The organism is Marivita sp. (assembly GCF_020055675.1).
GTDB lineage: Bacteria > Pseudomonadota > Alphaproteobacteria > Rhodobacterales > Rhodobacteraceae > Marivita.
In genome coordinates, this window is sequence record NZ_JAIPUS010000003.1 from 122,165 (window position 1) to 137,359 (window position 15,195).

Sequence of the window (15,195 nt, forward strand, 5' to 3'; positions counted from 1 at the left end):
AAATGCGTTGTCGCGGTTTGGCGCGTCATGCGTGGCGCAGGAACAATTCGCGTAGATTGACCTTGGCGCGAAGCCGGGTTGCCAGCAGGAACAGCCCCGCCGCCTTGCGCTGAAGGTAGAGCACATCTGTCGGCGGGATATGTTGGATCGACCTGTCGCGGCCAAGCGCCATACCCCGATCGCGCAGATCGGCTACCAGGGAGGTATCGCCGAAATCGAACCCGGCGGCTTCGAGCATCGGGCCATTCGCCGTTGCAACCATATCAAGGATTTCCACGCGGGTTTTTTCAGGAATTGTGGCGGACAGAAGCCCCAGGTCCGTGAGGGCCCGTTCAATCCCGGCATGATCGTCGTCGAGCGCGGGTTGCAGGATCGCCCGGGATCGGGCGGACAAATCCGTGTCGATCACATGCGTCGCGCCAAAATCCAGCAGAACGATCTTTTCGGCGTCGGGCTGCCATCTGAAATTTGCGAAATTCGGGTCTGACTGGATGCGGCCAAACTCGAAAACCTCACGCATCATCAGCGCGATCAACTGATATGCCACGTGATCGCGTGTTGCCTGATCGGCGGTGTCCAGCGTGTCGAGAGATTGTGACGGGATGAAATCCATGGCGAGGATGTCGGGGGTCGACAAATCCATGTGGACGGAGGGCACTACGAAATGCTGATCGGTGTCGAGAAGATCTCCAAAGCGTTCGAGGTTCCCGGCTTCCTGCAGGTAATCCGCTTCCTCGTGCAATTGCCGTCCGGCATCTTCCAAGAGCGGTTTTAGGTCCAACCCCTTGGGCACCAGGCCCGAGACACGCATCAGGCTGGACAGGTTCCGCAGGTCGCTATCGATGCTGTCGCGGATCCCCGGGTATTGTATCTTGATCGCCAGATCGCGCCCATCGCGGGTTTGGGCGCGATGCACCTGTCCGATGGACGCCGCTGCGATCGGGCGGACGTCAAATCGCTTGAAGTGTTTGGTGAAATCCGCCCCCCAGGCGGCCTCCAGCACTTTCTTGAGCTGAGCAGGCGGCATGAAATGCGCCTGCGATTGCAGCGGTTGCAGGAGGGCGGCAAGCTCTGGCGACAGGATGTCCCCGGCTTCGAGCGACAGGAGCTGTCCCATCTTCATGGCCGCCCCGCGCATCTGGGACAATTCCCGCGTCAGACGCTGCGCGTTCGACGGGGTGAGGAACATGTCGCCGGGTGACGGTCTGCGCCCCTGCAGGAGATGCCGTGCCCCGGTTGCGGCGGCCGACCCGATCAGGCCACTCGCCAGACCTCCCATTCGGGCGGCGCGAGCGACTCTGCCGGTTGGTACGGCGCGACTTCGGGGATCGGGTGTTTCATCCATGTCGCTGAGATAAATCGCCAACCGGCCGCGGCAATATCCGTCCCCCGCGAGGCTTTGCCGAAGGCCGGAAAATCGCTGCTCAGGTCGCGGCGTCAATCTTGTCTTGCGTGCGCAGCTCGAAATCCGACGCATCATGCCGTTCGCGCAGCTGCCCGGCCGGGTCGCCGGATGACCGATTGACCATGCGCCCGCGTTTCACCGCGTCGCGCGCGTCGATGGCCTCGGCCCAGCGGACGACATTGGTGTAGCTGCTCACGTCCAGGAACTTGGCCGCATCATAGAGCCGTCCGAGAACCAGGCCGCCGTACCAGGGCCATATCGCCATGTCGGCGATCGTGTAATCGGGGCCGCTGACGAACCGGGACTCGGCCAGTTGCCGGTCCAGCACGTCAAGCTGGCGCTTGGTTTCCATCGTGAACCGGTTGATCGGATATTCCATCGGCTCGGGCGCGTAGGCATAGAAATGGCCGAAGCCGCCGCCGAGATAGGGCGCGCTGCCCATCTGCCAGAACAGCCAGCTGAGCATCTCGGCGCGGCGCTCCCGCGGGCCCAGGAAGGCATCGAATGTCTCGGCGAGGTGCATGAGGATCGCGCCGGATTCAAAGACCCGGATCGGCGTGTCGCCGCTTTGGTCGACAAGCGCCGGGATCTTGGAGTTCGGGTTGATGTCGACAAAGCCCGATCCGAATTGGTCGCCCTCCCCGATATTGATCAGCCATGCGTCGTATTCGGCCGTGGTGTGGCCGGCCGCCAGCAATTCTTCGAACAGGATCGTGACCTTCTGTCCGTTCGGGGTGGCGAGGCTGTAGAGCTGGTAGGGATGCTTGCCCACCGGCAGGTCCGCGTCGTGGGTTGCGCCTGCCACGGGGCGATTGGTGCTGGCGAACTTGCCACCGTTGTCGCTGTCCCATGTCCAGACGTCGGCGGGCGTGTAGCTGTCGGTCATGATTGCTGTCCTGAATGGGGGATCGGAAGGAAGGGTTGGACGTTTGGCCAGAGACAGGCCAGCGCGCGGCGGCGGGTCAGAGGACGCCGATTTCCGCCAGCGCGCCCGCAAGCTCGGGGGGCAGGGCATCGTCATCGGCGCGCGCCTGCCCGAGGTCGGGCGGCGCGTCTTCGGGCTTGAGGTAGCGCCACCCCTGGAACGGGCGTTTCGGGGCCGTGGCGGTGCGGATCAAATCGTCGTCCAGAACGATCCCGCAGCGGCGGATTCCGTCCGAGCCGATGATCTCTTCCAGCCCGATGATTCGTTGCCGGGCCTGAAGCATCCCCTTGACGACCCAGTAGATCGAACCGCCGTTCAGCAGCTCTTTTTCGCGTTTGGGCCACATCCGGGTGAGGTGGAAATAATGCCCGCCGACGCGCTGCCTGGCGCGGTTTTGCTGCCAATCGGCGATCTGTTCGACGCTGTCGGACCCGACCGAGAGTTTGATGAGATGGATCATGTTTGCCATGCTTTGAGGATAGCCGAGGGAGAGGGAAGGTCAATGGGTGTCCCATCCGTGGGACGGGGGTGCGCACAAATAAAATCAATGACTTACAGAGACCGATTCATAATTTCTTAATTCTTTTTCCACCCCCATGCATTCCATCTTGCACGCCGTCCAGCGGGCAGAGCGGAGACCGAACCGGATCGCCCGGACCACGCGGCGCAGCGGGCTTGGCTGTGGTCGCGCGCCCCGGACCCTGTCAGGGGGCTGACCCGGTCCTGGCGGCCCCATGCGGGTCCGTTCGCCCAAATGCGCGGGCCGGCTGATCGCCGCAGACATGGCTGCCGCTGCCCGCTGCCTTGGGCGGAGGGCCGCTGATCAAGGAAATGGACAATTGCCACGGCGCGCGACTTGGCGCAGATCGGAGTAATGCACATCGCGCGATCCCTCTTGGTCTGTTTGTCCCTCGGGCTTTTGCCCGTGGCGTGCGGCCCCCTGGCCGGACCGGGGCCGGCACCCGAGCAGGCGCAGGCCCTGTATCCCAACGAAACCCCGGCCTTGCGCCGCCAGATCGTCGCGGCGGCGACGCGCAACGATGTTCCGGTGTCCCTGGTGCAGCGCGTTATCCTGCGCGAAAGCACGCATCGGCCAGAGGCGCGGAACGGGCCGTATTACGGCCTGATGCAGATCCTGCCGCAAACGGCCCGGTCGATGGGGTTCAGAGGGGCTCCGGCAGACCTGCTGGATGCGGAAACCAACCTGACATACGCCGTGCGCTACCTGCGCGGGGCGTGGCTTGTCTCTGGTGGGGACGAAGCCAAGGCCGTGCAATGGTACGCGCGGGGGTATTACTACGAAGCCAAGCGCCTTGGCTTGCTGGACGAGACCGGCGTAGATGGACGCAAGGACTGGTCCGCGGCGGGCTGACCGGGTTTTTCGCCCGAAAACCCCGACTGCCTAGTGTTCTGCGCCTGACATGAATTGCCCGGATCGACCCTGAGAGCCAGTCCGCCGGTCGGCAAAGGCGCGAGAATCGGCTTTGCGCACGGAGGGGGCTTTGCAAAGTCAGCCCTGTTTCTCGACAGCGGACCTTCACCCCGACTGAAGCGATCCGCGGTTGAAGCCCGCCTTGCTGAACGCTACGCATCGCACCGACGTCTTGCAGGCAGCAAGTTTATCATAGGAGAGATACTTGTGAGAATGACTGCACTTCCCAATATGCAGGTTCTTGATCTTGCACGTAGCTACCATGAGGCGGCCGAAGTGTTGGCCGACGCTAACGCCAATGCAATTCCAATTATTAATTTGCGTTGCCATGCGATCGAGCTTTTTCTGAAGTCGCTCCATCTAATGGATTCAGCTACGGACATTGGCGACGGAGTGTTTCTGCTCCAACCGGGATCTGGACGTGGCGTTCACCATGATTTGTGTGATTCTTTTGAGAAGGCTTTACAGAAGCACCACGATGAACTCCTATCGGATATGACTACGCTACCCCGCGATTTAGAAAATCTTAGGGGCGTGTTCCAGAAGAGCAGATATCTATATGAGAACGGTGACAGTCTACCGTTTTCTACGGCGGAGCGCGTGTCTCGATATCTAGCAGTCAAACTTTCTGAGCTTCCTCGCCTACCTGTCAGAAATGACTGATCGTTTTGAATTTGCCGGTCTGCTCAGCGGCCATTGCTACAGATGAGGCGAGCGACCGCTCCATCCGCACTGGCGCCCCTCAACCGACTTAGCGTAGCAGTCTACTTTAAACTGCCCGACAGTTTCCCGCCACGACCGCTCCGGGCCTGACAGCCGTCATCTGGGATTTTCGCTCGGGAGACTTACCTGCTGAGCGCAAGCTTGCCCCCCAAGGGGACTCCTGTGTCGGGTGTTGAACACCAGACCCTGATGCGCAAATTTGCCGGGGGCGGAGTCTCGGTCAGGGTCTGGATCAGGATTCGGGTCAATGTCGGGGGTCGGGGCCCTAGCGCCCCGCGATCATTTCGGATTGCCGCACGATCACTTCGGCCTGTTTGATCGACGCGATATCGACAAGGCGGCCCTTGTAGACGGTGGCGCCTTCGCCCTTGGCCTTGGCCTCTTCCATCGCGGCAAGGATTTCGCGGGCTTCGGCCACGGCGGTCTCGGTGGGGGTGAAGACCTCGTTGGCCAGGGCAACCTGTTTGGGGTGGATCGCCCATTTGCCGACCATGCCCAGCGTGGCCGAGCGCAAGGCCTGCGCGCGGTAGCCCTCATCGTCGGAGAAATCGCCGAAGGGGCCGTCCACCGGCAGAACGCCGTGGGTGCGGCAGGCGGCGACGATGGCGGCCTGCGCCCAGTGCCACGGATCCGACCAATGTTTCTGGCCGTCATGAATCATGTAGTAGTTTTCCTGCGTGCCGCCGATGCCGGTTGTCTGCATGCCCATCGAGGCGGCGAAATCGGCAGCGCCAAGGCTCATGGCTTCGAGCCGCGGGGAGGCGGCAGCGATGTCTTCGACATGGGCAAGGCCGGCGGCGGATTCGATGATCACTTCGAAGGCGATGCGGCGTGACCGGCCCTTGGCGGCTTCGACGGCGGTCACGAGCGCATCCACGGCATAGAGGTCCGCGGCGCAGCCCACCTTGGGGATCATGATCTGATCGAGCCGGTCGGACGCCCGTTCCAGCAGGTCCACCACGTCGCGGTGCCAGTAGGGCGTGTCCAGACCGTTGATCCGCACGCTGAGCGTCTTGTTGCCCCAATCCACATCGCCGATCGCCTCAATGATGTTCGCGCGCGCGCTGGTCTTGTCGGAGGGCGCGACGCTGTCTTCCAGATCGAGATTGATGACATCCGCGTCCGACTTGGCCATCTTGTCAAAGATCGCCGGCCGGGACCCGGGGCCGAACAATTGGCACCGGTTCGGACGGGCGGGCGCAGCAGGCTGAATTCGGAAGGACATAGGGGCCTCTTGGTAAGGATATTTCGCTTTGCGTCTTGAATTGGGTATGAAATTGCGCATCTTTCTGCAAGCGCATTTTGCAGGCGCAGAATCCCCGCTGCTGTGCAGCGCGTGCCTTGGCGCAAGAATCTTCGAAGATGTGCCAGTGATGCGCAGGAATTTTGTGCAATTCACGGGAATTCGACAGATCCCGGCAATGCAATTGTCGATCTACGCTGTCATCCTGCCGTTTGATAGCAAAGCGCGAAAGGGGCCGTCATGATCGAGACACCATATCTTTTGTTCCTCGGCGATGCGCCGGATGGGCTTGCCGCGAAAGTGGCGCAGGGCATCAAGGATTGGCGTCCCGAAAACTGTGTCGGGCAATTCCGAATGCCGGGCTGCAACGCCGATCTTGGCCTGACCGACATGACGCTGGCAGAGGCCAAGGCCGCGGGCGCCAAGACGCTGGTTGTCGGCGTGGCCAACCGGGGTGGCAAGATCAGCCAGGCCTGGAAAAAGGAACTGGTCGCAGCACTGGAGGAGGGGTTCGACCTTGCCTCGGGGCTGCACAACCTCCTGCGCGACGAGCCCGACCTTGTTGCCGTGGCAGAGGCCACCGGGCAGACGCTGCATGATGTGCGTGTGCCGGAGGTCGACTACCCGATTGCCGAAGGCGTGAAGCGTGCCGGCAAGCGGGTCCTGGGGGTCGGCACCGATTGTTCGGTGGGCAAGATGTATACCGGGCTGGCACTGGACAAATCCATGCGCGACCAAGGCATGAAGAGCACCTTTCGCGCCACCGGGCAGACCGGCATTCTCATCACCGGGGATGGTGTGCCGCTTGATGCGGTGGTGGCGGATTTCATGGCCGGGTCCATCGAATGGCTGACGCCGGACAATGACGCCGATCATTGGGACGTGATCGAGGGGCAGGGCAGCCTGTTCCACGTCTCGTTCTCGGGTGTGACGCTGGCGTTGATCCATGGCGGCCAGCCCGATGCGCTGATCCTGTGCCACGAACCGACGCGCAGCCACATGCGGGGTTTGCCGGGATACGACCTGCCGTCGCTTGAAGCGCTGCGCGACATCGCGCTGCCGCTGGCGCGCGTGGCCAACCCGGATTGCGTGGTGGCGGGCATTTCGATCAACACCCAGCACATGAGCGCGGCGGAGGCGGACTCATATCTGGCAGAGGTCGAGGCGCGCATGGGCTTGCCTGCCGTCGATCCCTTCCGGCATGGCGCGGATCGGTTGGCCGCAGCGCTGGCGACGCTCTGAGGGTCTTGAACGGCGCGCCTTTGCGGAGGTCGTGTCTGCATATTTGGAAAGAGAAGAAGCAGGGGGACGTGCCGATGATCGAGGTGACGCGGGATGTGTTCCGGTTGGCGCAGGTCTTTACGATCTCGCGCGGCAGCCGGACCGAGGCGCAGGTGATGACGGTCGCGATCACCCGCGACGGGATGACGGGCCGGGGCGAATGCGTGCCTTATGCGCGCTACGGCGAAACGCTGGACAGTGTGGAGGCGCAGATCCGGTCCTTGCCTGACGGGATCGACCGGGCTGCATTGCAGGAGGCCTTGCCGGCCGGGGCGGCGCGGAACGCAGTGGATTGCGCGCTGTGGGATCTCGAGGCAAAGCAGGCGGGATGCCGTGTCTGGGAGCTGGCCGGGCTGGCGCAGCCGGGGCCGGAGATCACGGCCTATACCCTGTCGCTCGATACACCAGAGGCGATGCAGGCGCAGGCGGCCAAGAATGCGCATCGTCCGGTCTTGAAGATCAAGTTGGGCACCCCCGACGACATGCCCCGCCTGGAAGCGGTGCGGCAAGGGGCGCCCGCCGCGCGCATCATCGTCGACGCCAACGAAGGCTGGAGCGCCGAGGTCTATGCGAAACTCGCGCCGCATTTGCAGCGGCTGGGTGTGTCCCTGGTCGAGCAGCCCTTGCCTGCGGGAGAAGATGATGCGCTTTCGGGGATGGAGCGGCCGATCCCGCTTTGTGCCGACGAAAGCTGTCATGACCGTGCGTCATTGCCGGCGCTGAAAGGCAAGTATGACATCGTGAACATCAAGCTGGACAAGACGGGCGGCCTGACCGAGGCGCTGGCCCTGCGCGACGCGGCGCGGGCCGAAGGCTACGCCGTGATGGTCGGCTGCATGGTCGGTTCGTCCCTGGCGATGGCCCCGGCGGTGCTGGTCGCGCAGGGTGCGGCGGTCACGGATCTTGACGGGCCGCTGCTTCTGGCCGAAGACCGGGAGGAACCATTGCTGTTTGATGAGGCCGGCGTGCACCCCTCTGCGCCCGGTCTTTGGGGATAAGGAGACCACCCATGACCCGCACCGTCTATGTGAACGGAGACTACCTGCCCGAAGACGAGGCGACGGTGTCGATCTTCGACCGGGCGTTCCTCATGGCCGATGGGGTCTACGAGGTGACAAGCGTCCTGGGCGGCAAGCTGATCGATTTTGACGGGCATGCACGGCGGCTTGAGCGGTCCCTGCACGAACTGGACATGAAGAAACCGGCCGCGTTCGACGATCTGCTGGACATCCACCGCGAGCTGGTCAAGGTGAATGGCATCGACGATGGGCTGGTCTATCTTCAGATCACGCGCGGCTCTGACGGGGATCGCGATTTCGTCTTTCCCGACCCGGAAACGACGGAGCCGACGGTTGTTCTTTTCACCCAGTCCAAGCCCGGCCTGGCCGAAAATCCGGCGGCGAAAACGGGCATCAAGGTCATCTCGATCGAGGATCAGCGCTGGGGGCGTCGCGATATCAAGACGGTTCAGCTTCTTTACCCGTCGATGGGCAAGATGATGGCCAGGAAGGCGGGCGCGGATGACGCCTGGATGGTGCAGGATGGCGCGGTGACCGAGGGCACCAGCAACAACGCCTATATCATCAAGGGCAACACGATCGTCACGCGCGCGCTGTCGAACGACATCCTGCACGGCATCACCCGTGCCGCCGTGCTGCGCTTTGCACTTGAGGCGCAGATGCAGGTGGAGGAGCGCGATTTCACCATCGACGAGGCGAAGGACGCGGATGAGGCGTTTATCACGTCGGCCTCGGCCTTCGTCATGCCGGTGGTCGAAATCGACGGGGTCGCGCTGGGACCGGGCACACCGGGCGACCGGTCGTTGCGCCTGCGCGAAATCTATATCGACGAAAGCCTGAAAGCCGCGATCTGAGCGATGGCCAGCGCCACGCCGCAGCGGGACAGCTATGACGTCGTGATCGTCGGCGGCGCGATCATGGGCTCTGCGGTGGCGTGGTTCCTGACCGATCTGGGGTTCGACGGGCGCATTCTGGTCGTGGACCGGGACCTGAGTTTCGAGCGGACGGCTACGGCGACATCGACATCCTGCATAAGGCAGCAGTTCTCGACCGAATTGAACGTCCGGATCAGTCAATTCGGGGCTGACTTCATCACCAATCTGCGCGGCTTCATGGGAGGCGACACGCGTGTGCCGCATCTGGGCATCCGCAGTTTCGGCTACCTCTACCTTGCCGATAACGACGCCTTCGCGGCGGATCTGCGCGCGCGGGCCGCGGTACAAGTGGAGGCGGGTGCGGAGACACGCCTGCTGACGCCGGCCCAGATCGCCCAAGCCTATCCGTTCTATGCGCTGCACGACATCGTGTCGGGGTCGATCAACACCCGCAACGAAGGCTATTTCGACAGCATGGCGGTTTTTGAATGGCTGCGGCGGCAGGCGCGCGAACGGGGGGGCGAATTCATCGAGTCCGAAGTCGTTGGAATGCAGGTATCGGGTGGGCGCGTCCGGTCGGTGACGCTGGCCAGCGGTGACCGTGTGGCCTGTGGACAGGTCGTCAATGCCTCTGGCCCGCGCGCGGCACCCACCGCAGCGATGGCCGGGCTGGCCCTGCCTGTCGAGCCGCGCAAGCGCTATTCGTGGATCTTCAAGGCGGCTCAGCCGTTCGACCGCGACCTGCCGTTGACGATTGATCCCTCGGGTCTGCATGTGCGCGAAAACGGCGGCGGCACCTACCAGGCGGGGGGACATTTCGATGACGACCCGGCGGTTGGTTTCGATGATTTCGAGATGGACCATAGCCTGTGGGAAGACCGGGTCTGGCCGCTTCTGGCTGCGCGCATCCCGCAATTCGAGTCGATCCGTCTGACGCATGACTGGGTCGGGCATTACGAAATGAACACCTTCGACCACAACGCGGTGTTGGGGCCGCATCCGGAGGTGGAAAATTTTCATTTCATCAACGGGTTCTCGGGGCATGGGCTGCAACAGGCCCCCGCGATGGGACGCGGCCTTGCCGAACTGTTGTGCTTTGGGGATTACCGGGCGCTCGACCTTTCGGAGTTTCATTACGCGCGCCTGCTGCATGGCGCGGCGCAGGTTGAAAAGGCCGTGATCTGACACAGGACCGGCTGGCCTCGCCACGCGGCGCGTTGCACCCTTCCGGCGCCCGCGATAGACTTGTAACACCAGTCGTTGCGGGGGACCCGATGCGCCACTTTCTTTTTGCCGTGCCAGTCCTGTTGGCCTTGGCCGCCTGTGCCGATCCGACCCGCGACCTTGACGACCCGATCGATCCGATGGGCGATTTCAGTCTTGGCCATGTTGGTGTTGTGGCGCCCAACCTGGAGAAACTCCTGGCCTCGCGCGATGTGACCCAAGACGAATGGATCGCCGAAATGGAACAGGCGCTGGGCGAACGCTTCAGCCGGTTTGACGGGGGCAGATATTACCACCTGGGTGTGAGCGTCGAGGCCTATTCCCTGCCGCCCCCCATCATCCCGGGCAAATCCGCCGTGGCGATGAATGTGACGGTCTGGGACGACGCGGCACAAGCCAAGCTCAACCCCGAGCCGAAGGTGATCCAGGTCATCAAGGTGTTTGAATCGCGCATTTCCAAGAACCGGGACGAGCAGTTGGCCGGTCTTGCCCAGGAAGCCGCGCGCGAGGTCGAAAACTGGCTTCGCGACATGCAGCAGACCGAGGGCTGGTTCACCGGGCCCGATCAGGAGCAGGCCGGGACTGACGCTGTTGCCGAGGACGCGGCGAGCGCCGACCCCGAAACTGTGATGGCACCGCAATCGCAAGCCGTGGTTGTGCCCCCAGAGCTGCTGGAGGTGACCCGGGCCGCGGCGCTCGGGAACACCGCGCAAGGCCCTGGTCGTTCCGAATAAGCACGGCGGGCGCCCCGGCGCTGTCGCCGGGCCGCTTTGGGCTTGATTTTCCCGGATTCTGGGCATAGACGGCGCGCGATGAAAACCGGGTCGGGTGGACCCCCAAACCACGAGGCGCCTGAAGAGATGGCAAAGGAAAAGTTTGAGCGCGGCAAGCCGCATTGCAACATCGGCACGATTGGTCACGTTGACCATGGCAAGACGACGCTGACGGCGGCGATCACGAAGTATTTCGGCAACTTCCAGGCTTACGACCAGATCGACGGTGCGCCCGAAGAGAAGGCGCGCGGGATCACCATCTCGACGGCGCATGTGGAATACGAGACCGAGAACCGTCACTACGCGCACGTCGATTGCCCGGGCCACGCCGACTACGTGAAGAACATGATCACCGGTGCCGCCCAGATGGACGGCGCGATTCTCGTGGTGAACGCGGCCGACGGCCCGATGCCGCAGACGCGCGAGCACATTCTTCTGGGCCGCCAGGTGGGTATTCCCGCCATGGTCGTGTTCCTGAACAAGGTGGACCAGGTGGATGACGAGGAACTGCTCGAGCTGGTGGAGATGGAAGTGCGCGAGCTTCTGTCCGCCTATGATTTTCCGGGCGACGACATTCCGGTGATCGCAGGCTCTGCGCTTGCCGCGATGGAAGGCCGTGACCCGGAGATCGGCGAAGAGAAGATCCGCGAGCTGATGGCGGCTGTCGATGAGTACATCCCGCAGCCGGCGCGCGCGATCGACCAGCCGTTCCTGATGCCGATCGAGGACGTGTTCTCGATCTCGGGGCGTGGCACGGTTGTGACCGGTCGTGTCGAGCGCGGTGTGATCAACGTGGGCGACGATATCGAGATCGTCGGCATCACCGACACCAAGAAGACGACCTGCACGGGTGTGGAAATGTTCCGCAAGCTGCTGGATCGCGGCGAGGCGGGCGACAACGTGGGCGTCCTTCTGCGCGGCATCGACCGTGACGGGGTGGCGCGTGGCCAGGTTCTGTGCAAGCCGAAGTCTGTGAACCCGCACACCAAGTTCGAGGCCGAGGTCTACATCCTGAACAAGGAAGAGGGCGGCCGCCACACGCCGTTCTTTGCGAATTACCGCCCGCAGTTCTACTTCCGGACGACGGATGTGACCGGCACCGTGACGCTGCCCGAGGGCACCGAGATGGTGATGCCGGGTGACAACCTGAAGTTCGACGTCGAGCTGATCGCGCCGATCGCGATGGAAGAAGGCCTGCGCTTCGCGATCCGTGAAGGCGGCCGCACCGTCGGGTCGGGCGTGGTCTCCAAGATCACCGCGTAAACGCATCCGGTCCCGGCCCGGCGCCGGGACCCGCAATTCCAAACGGACCGCCAGGGTCCGGTGAAGGGGCGCCATGTCGGGCGCCCTTTTTGCATGACGCGGCTGTCCCACGCGTGGGACGGGCGGTGCAATGCGAGATTTCAATGGGTTAGCGGGGCGAATTCAGGATTTGTTAACATCTGGGTCCCGATCTCGGACCGCGCCGCGCAAGACGGAACGGCCGCCCGGTGTGGGGCGGCCGGATCATGGCCCGCGACGGGGCCCCGAGGGACCACCGTCGCGGTTGGGAGTGGTTGACCCGGCGTGACCGGGCAGCTGGCTCACTGGGCCAGCGAGTAGATGACCGCGCGCTTTTCGCTCGCACTGTCAGCCGAATGCAGCAGCGAAACGATGGTGTTCAACTCGGCCTGGCTCAGGGTCGAGATGTCGACGTTCGGTGCATACTTGTTGATTTCCGAGGTGTTGACCATCGCGGATGCAGAGATTGCGGAGAGGCTCAGTGCGGTTGCTGCGATAAGAGTTTTCATTGGTTTCGTCCTTTGTTTGCGCCTTTGACTGCGGCGCGTTTTGGTCTGTGTGCCGGTCTGTGTGTCCGACACCAACCTATCTGGGGTCTGAAACGGCCGGAGTGAATTCACGCTTTTTGCACAGGGTCTCTCGCAAAGTTGGCCTTGACGGATCGACCGCTTGTCCGGTGTATGTGCATAAGTGCACAGATTTGGTTCAGCCCCTATTTCAAAGGGGTTTGCGGCAGGGACAATCGCCACGAGATGACACCATGGCGTGACAGACATCAGGCCGTCAGAGGCTTTGCGCGATGTATCAACAAGATGTGACTGTCCGGAAAAGAACAATTATTTCAACGAGAACACGGATGCGCGACGGGATGCGAGGCGCTGTGTGATCTGTCTTTTCCCGGTCCGCGACGCGGGGCGGATGAGTCGGTGCTGCCCGGAGCCGCAGGGCGGGCCGCGTGGAGGATATCAGCGGCGGGGCAGGGGCGTATGCGCCCCGGAGTCGGCGCTGCGGAGCCGGCGATCAACCCGTTGGTGCGTATATGCGGGGAAAGATGACGCAGGTGCCGCGAGACGCGAAACCGGCCTGTCTGACGGCAGGCGGGTTTGACGGTTCGGGTCGGACATTGGCCCGCATCCGGGCATGGCCCGTCGCAAGCCATTGCGGCAAAGAGCCTCTGGCCGTGGCCGGGCTGCTGGCGCCCACGTCGCGGAAATCCGCGTGCAGGCGTAGATGTCGATCAATCAGGACTGGTGAGGCCGGCGCCAGTCGCGCCGATGGGGCGGGGCTGGGACTTCGGTGCAGTTTCGGCATCAAGTTTGCAAAGGGGTGTTTTGCTCGCAGTGTGGACAAAATGGCAAAAAGGGATCGCGTGCCCCTGTTTCGCATCAGACGGGCCGGCGCGACCACGCGGGCCGGTCCGCTGTCACGGCCTTTTGCACGGCCGGTGGTCTTGTCGGGTCAAGGGGAGGTCTGGACCGATCGTGTCCCGACCGGGCGTCCGGGACGCCGTCACGAGGGGTGGACGACGGGGTCGAGGTGGCGCGTTCACGCCAACCCGGCAGATTTCTTCGCAATGCGCGGAATCTCGCTGCGGTGGAAGCCGAAATCGGCGAGGTCGCGGTCGCTGAGGGCTTGAAGTTCGTTGACCGTCTGGCGGTACATCTTGCGCTTTTGACTGCGTTCGACAAGTGTTTCCAGAATGCGATGGTATCGTGCCTTGAGGCCGAGTCCATCGAACCGGGTCGGGCTGTTATTTGCGTAGGCCATGTGAAGCCTCCTGTGTTCGGGTCAGCACGTGATTGCGCTAACACCGTAAAAAATAGTCGGATGCTGCACCTGCACAATGGACAAACCTGCAATGCCGCCCTGCAGCATGAGCAAGGCTGAGATACCGGGCGATTGGCATCGGCGTGGCAGCATGGGGCGCAAGGATCGCCCGAGGGTCCTGCGCGCGATCCCTAGGCCCGGTGCCAGGCGGGGCTGGCCCGGACAGGCAGGTTCTTCTCGGGCAAGTTTATTACGGGCAGATTTTTCACGGGCAAATTTGTCGGGCCGAGGCGCGATCTGGCCCTTGATTTCACCGAAGGCTTGGAATACGCGTCTCCTCGGTCGTAGGGGTATAGCTCAGTTGGTAGAGCGACGGTCTCCAAAACCGTAGGTCCCGGGTTCGAGCCCTGGTGCCCCTGCCATGACCGCATGCGCAATTCGCTGTCCGCAAGGGGCCTGCGATCCGGGCTGTGCGCAGACGAAAAAGGGCCGCTCGAAAGCGGCCCGTTCCCAGATATAACGACTGCCGGTTTCGGCTGCGTTTACCCGCTGACCAGTTGTTGAATCTGCTGGGTCTTCTCGCCGTTCGACATCCCGCTATAGGCATAGCTCAGCGCGAGATTCACTTCGTCCTCGGTCAGGTTGGACAGGTCCGCCTGCGGCGCATAGCTGCGAATGAGGTTCATCTGACCTTCGGTGACCATTGCCATCATGTCGGCATCCATTTCCGAGCCGTCCAGGATTTGTGCGACGCGATCCGTGATGACGGAACGGCTGTCGCCGGAATAGGTCACCGCGAGAGCCGCTTCGGCTTGGGCTTGCGTGATATCGGTGTAATCCGCATCGGGCGCGTAGTCTTCAAGCCGGAGCATCACGGTTTCACTGATCGTGACCGACCCGTTTGCCCCGTTGTCATCGAGTGCCAGGGACCGCAGTTTCCCCATCTTTTCACTGTTCGACATGCCAGAGGTGACGATGCCATAGGCGATGTTGAAATCGCGTTCGGTGTAATTCGATGTGTCGATCCCGCTGCTGAAGCTCATCACCTGTTCTTTCTGCTGCTCGGTCGCGGCAAGGCCGGCCGTGGCCAGAGTGGTGGCGAGTGCGGTTGCAATCATCATGCGTTTCATTGTGATCTCCTTTCGGTCGGATATGTTTTTCCGTCGTCCAGTCCCGATGACGTGTTGCGCCGCCGGTTCTGGGTGGACAACGGGCTGCGGCCGCAGAGCGTTCCCGGAAAAAACACC

General features: G+C 62.8%; 16 protein-coding genes and 1 tRNA gene. 10 read left to right on the top strand and 7 right to left on the bottom strand.

Going from position 1 to position 15,195, the window contains the following annotated elements; translation table 11 throughout:
- Positions 1 to 25: 25 nt before the first annotated feature.
- The 3 genes from LCF59_RS03645 to LCF59_RS03655 all read right to left on the bottom strand — a co-directional run bounded on the left by LCF59_RS03645 (position 26) and on the right by LCF59_RS03655 (position 2,799).
- Complete coding sequence (locus LCF59_RS03645) at positions 26 to 1,189, bottom strand: AarF/ABC1/UbiB kinase family protein (protein WP_292285682.1); 1,164 nt, start codon at positions 1,187 to 1,189, stop codon at positions 26 to 28.
- Positions 1,190 to 1,424: 235 nt separating this feature from the next.
- Positions 1,425 to 2,291, bottom strand: a complete 867-nt coding sequence (yghU, locus tag LCF59_RS03650) for a glutathione-dependent disulfide-bond oxidoreductase (protein ID WP_292285684.1) — start codon at positions 2,289 to 2,291, stop codon at positions 1,425 to 1,427.
- Positions 2,292 to 2,367: 76 nt separating this feature from the next.
- Positions 2,368 to 2,799 (bottom strand): DUF1489 domain-containing protein, encoded by a 432-nt coding sequence (locus tag LCF59_RS03655; protein ID WP_292285686.1) that lies wholly within the window; start codon positions 2,797 to 2,799, stop codon positions 2,368 to 2,370.
- Between the two features lie 387 nt (positions 2,800 to 3,186).
- Between LCF59_RS03655 and LCF59_RS03660 the strand changes: the two genes are divergently transcribed.
- A complete protein-coding gene (locus LCF59_RS03660) occupies positions 3,187 to 3,702 on the top strand; it encodes a lytic transglycosylase domain-containing protein (RefSeq protein WP_292285688.1) in 516 nt (171 codons plus the stop codon).
- Between the two features lie 273 nt (positions 3,703 to 3,975).
- Complete coding sequence (locus tag LCF59_RS03665; RefSeq protein WP_292285690.1) at positions 3,976 to 4,425, top strand: hypothetical protein; 450 nt, start codon at positions 3,976 to 3,978, stop codon at positions 4,423 to 4,425.
- 325 nt (positions 4,426 to 4,750) lie between these two features.
- Here the strand turns inward: LCF59_RS03665 and LCF59_RS03670 are convergent, their stop codons facing one another.
- Positions 4,751 to 5,710: an L-malyl-CoA/beta-methylmalyl-CoA lyase gene (locus LCF59_RS03670; protein ID WP_292285692.1), complete on the bottom strand. Its 960-nt coding sequence runs from the start codon at positions 5,708 to 5,710 to the stop codon at positions 4,751 to 4,753.
- A 28-nt stretch (positions 5,711 to 5,738) separates the two neighbouring features.
- Between LCF59_RS03670 and LCF59_RS03675 the strand changes: the two genes are divergently transcribed.
- The 7 genes from LCF59_RS03675 to tuf all read left to right on the top strand — a co-directional run bounded on the left by LCF59_RS03675 (position 5,739) and on the right by tuf (position 12,163).
- Entirely contained in the window at positions 5,739 to 5,972 is a 234-nt protein-coding gene (locus tag LCF59_RS03675; RefSeq protein ID WP_292285694.1) for a hypothetical protein, read from the top strand.
- Positions 5,969 to 6,970 (top strand): N-acetyltransferase DgcN, encoded by a 1,002-nt coding sequence (gene dgcN, locus LCF59_RS03680; protein ID WP_292285696.1) that lies wholly within the window; start codon positions 5,969 to 5,971, stop codon positions 6,968 to 6,970. Before LCF59_RS03675 ends, dgcN begins: the two co-directional genes overlap by 4 nt.
- Positions 6,971 to 7,044: 74 nt before the next feature.
- A complete protein-coding gene (gene dgcA / locus LCF59_RS03685) occupies positions 7,045 to 8,007 on the top strand; it encodes an N-acetyl-D-Glu racemase DgcA (RefSeq protein ID WP_292285698.1) in 963 nt (320 codons plus the stop codon).
- 11 nt (positions 8,008 to 8,018) lie between these two features.
- Positions 8,019 to 8,882, top strand: coding sequence for a D-amino-acid transaminase (locus LCF59_RS03690; RefSeq protein WP_292285700.1), 864 nt, complete (start codon positions 8,019 to 8,021; stop codon positions 8,880 to 8,882).
- Between the two features lie 3 nt (positions 8,883 to 8,885).
- Positions 8,886 to 10,088, top strand: coding sequence for an FAD-binding oxidoreductase (locus tag LCF59_RS03695; RefSeq protein ID WP_292285702.1), 1,203 nt, complete (start codon positions 8,886 to 8,888; stop codon positions 10,086 to 10,088).
- Between the two features lie 89 nt (positions 10,089 to 10,177).
- Entirely contained in the window at positions 10,178 to 10,861 is a 684-nt protein-coding gene (locus tag LCF59_RS03700; RefSeq protein ID WP_292285704.1) for a hypothetical protein, read from the top strand.
- Between the two features lie 126 nt (positions 10,862 to 10,987).
- The gene (tuf, locus tag LCF59_RS03705) at positions 10,988 to 12,163 is read left to right on the top strand and encodes an elongation factor Tu (RefSeq protein ID WP_292285705.1); all 1,176 of its coding nucleotides are present in this window, start codon (positions 10,988 to 10,990) and stop codon (positions 12,161 to 12,163) included.
- Between the two features lie 320 nt (positions 12,164 to 12,483).
- On the opposite strand, the gene LCF59_RS03710 is transcribed toward tuf, so the two are convergent.
- Both LCF59_RS03710 and LCF59_RS03715 read right to left on the bottom strand, forming a co-directional pair.
- The gene (locus LCF59_RS03710) at positions 12,484 to 12,690 is read right to left on the bottom strand and encodes a hypothetical protein (RefSeq protein ID WP_292285707.1); all 207 of its coding nucleotides are present in this window, start codon (positions 12,688 to 12,690) and stop codon (positions 12,484 to 12,486) included.
- Between the two features lie 1,036 nt (positions 12,691 to 13,726).
- Positions 13,727 to 13,948, bottom strand: a complete 222-nt coding sequence (locus tag LCF59_RS03715) for a DUF1127 domain-containing protein (protein ID WP_292285709.1) — start codon at positions 13,946 to 13,948, stop codon at positions 13,727 to 13,729.
- Positions 13,949 to 14,294: 346 nt separating this feature from the next.
- Between LCF59_RS03715 and LCF59_RS03720 the strand changes: the two genes are divergently transcribed.
- Positions 14,295 to 14,370, top strand: a tRNA-Trp gene (locus tag LCF59_RS03720).
- A 120-nt stretch (positions 14,371 to 14,490) separates the two neighbouring features.
- Here LCF59_RS03720 and LCF59_RS03725 read toward each other — a convergent pair.
- The gene (locus LCF59_RS03725; protein WP_292285711.1) at positions 14,491 to 15,078 is read right to left on the bottom strand and encodes a hypothetical protein; all 588 of its coding nucleotides are present in this window, start codon (positions 15,076 to 15,078) and stop codon (positions 14,491 to 14,493) included.
- Between the last annotated feature and the right edge of the window lie 117 nt (positions 15,079 to 15,195).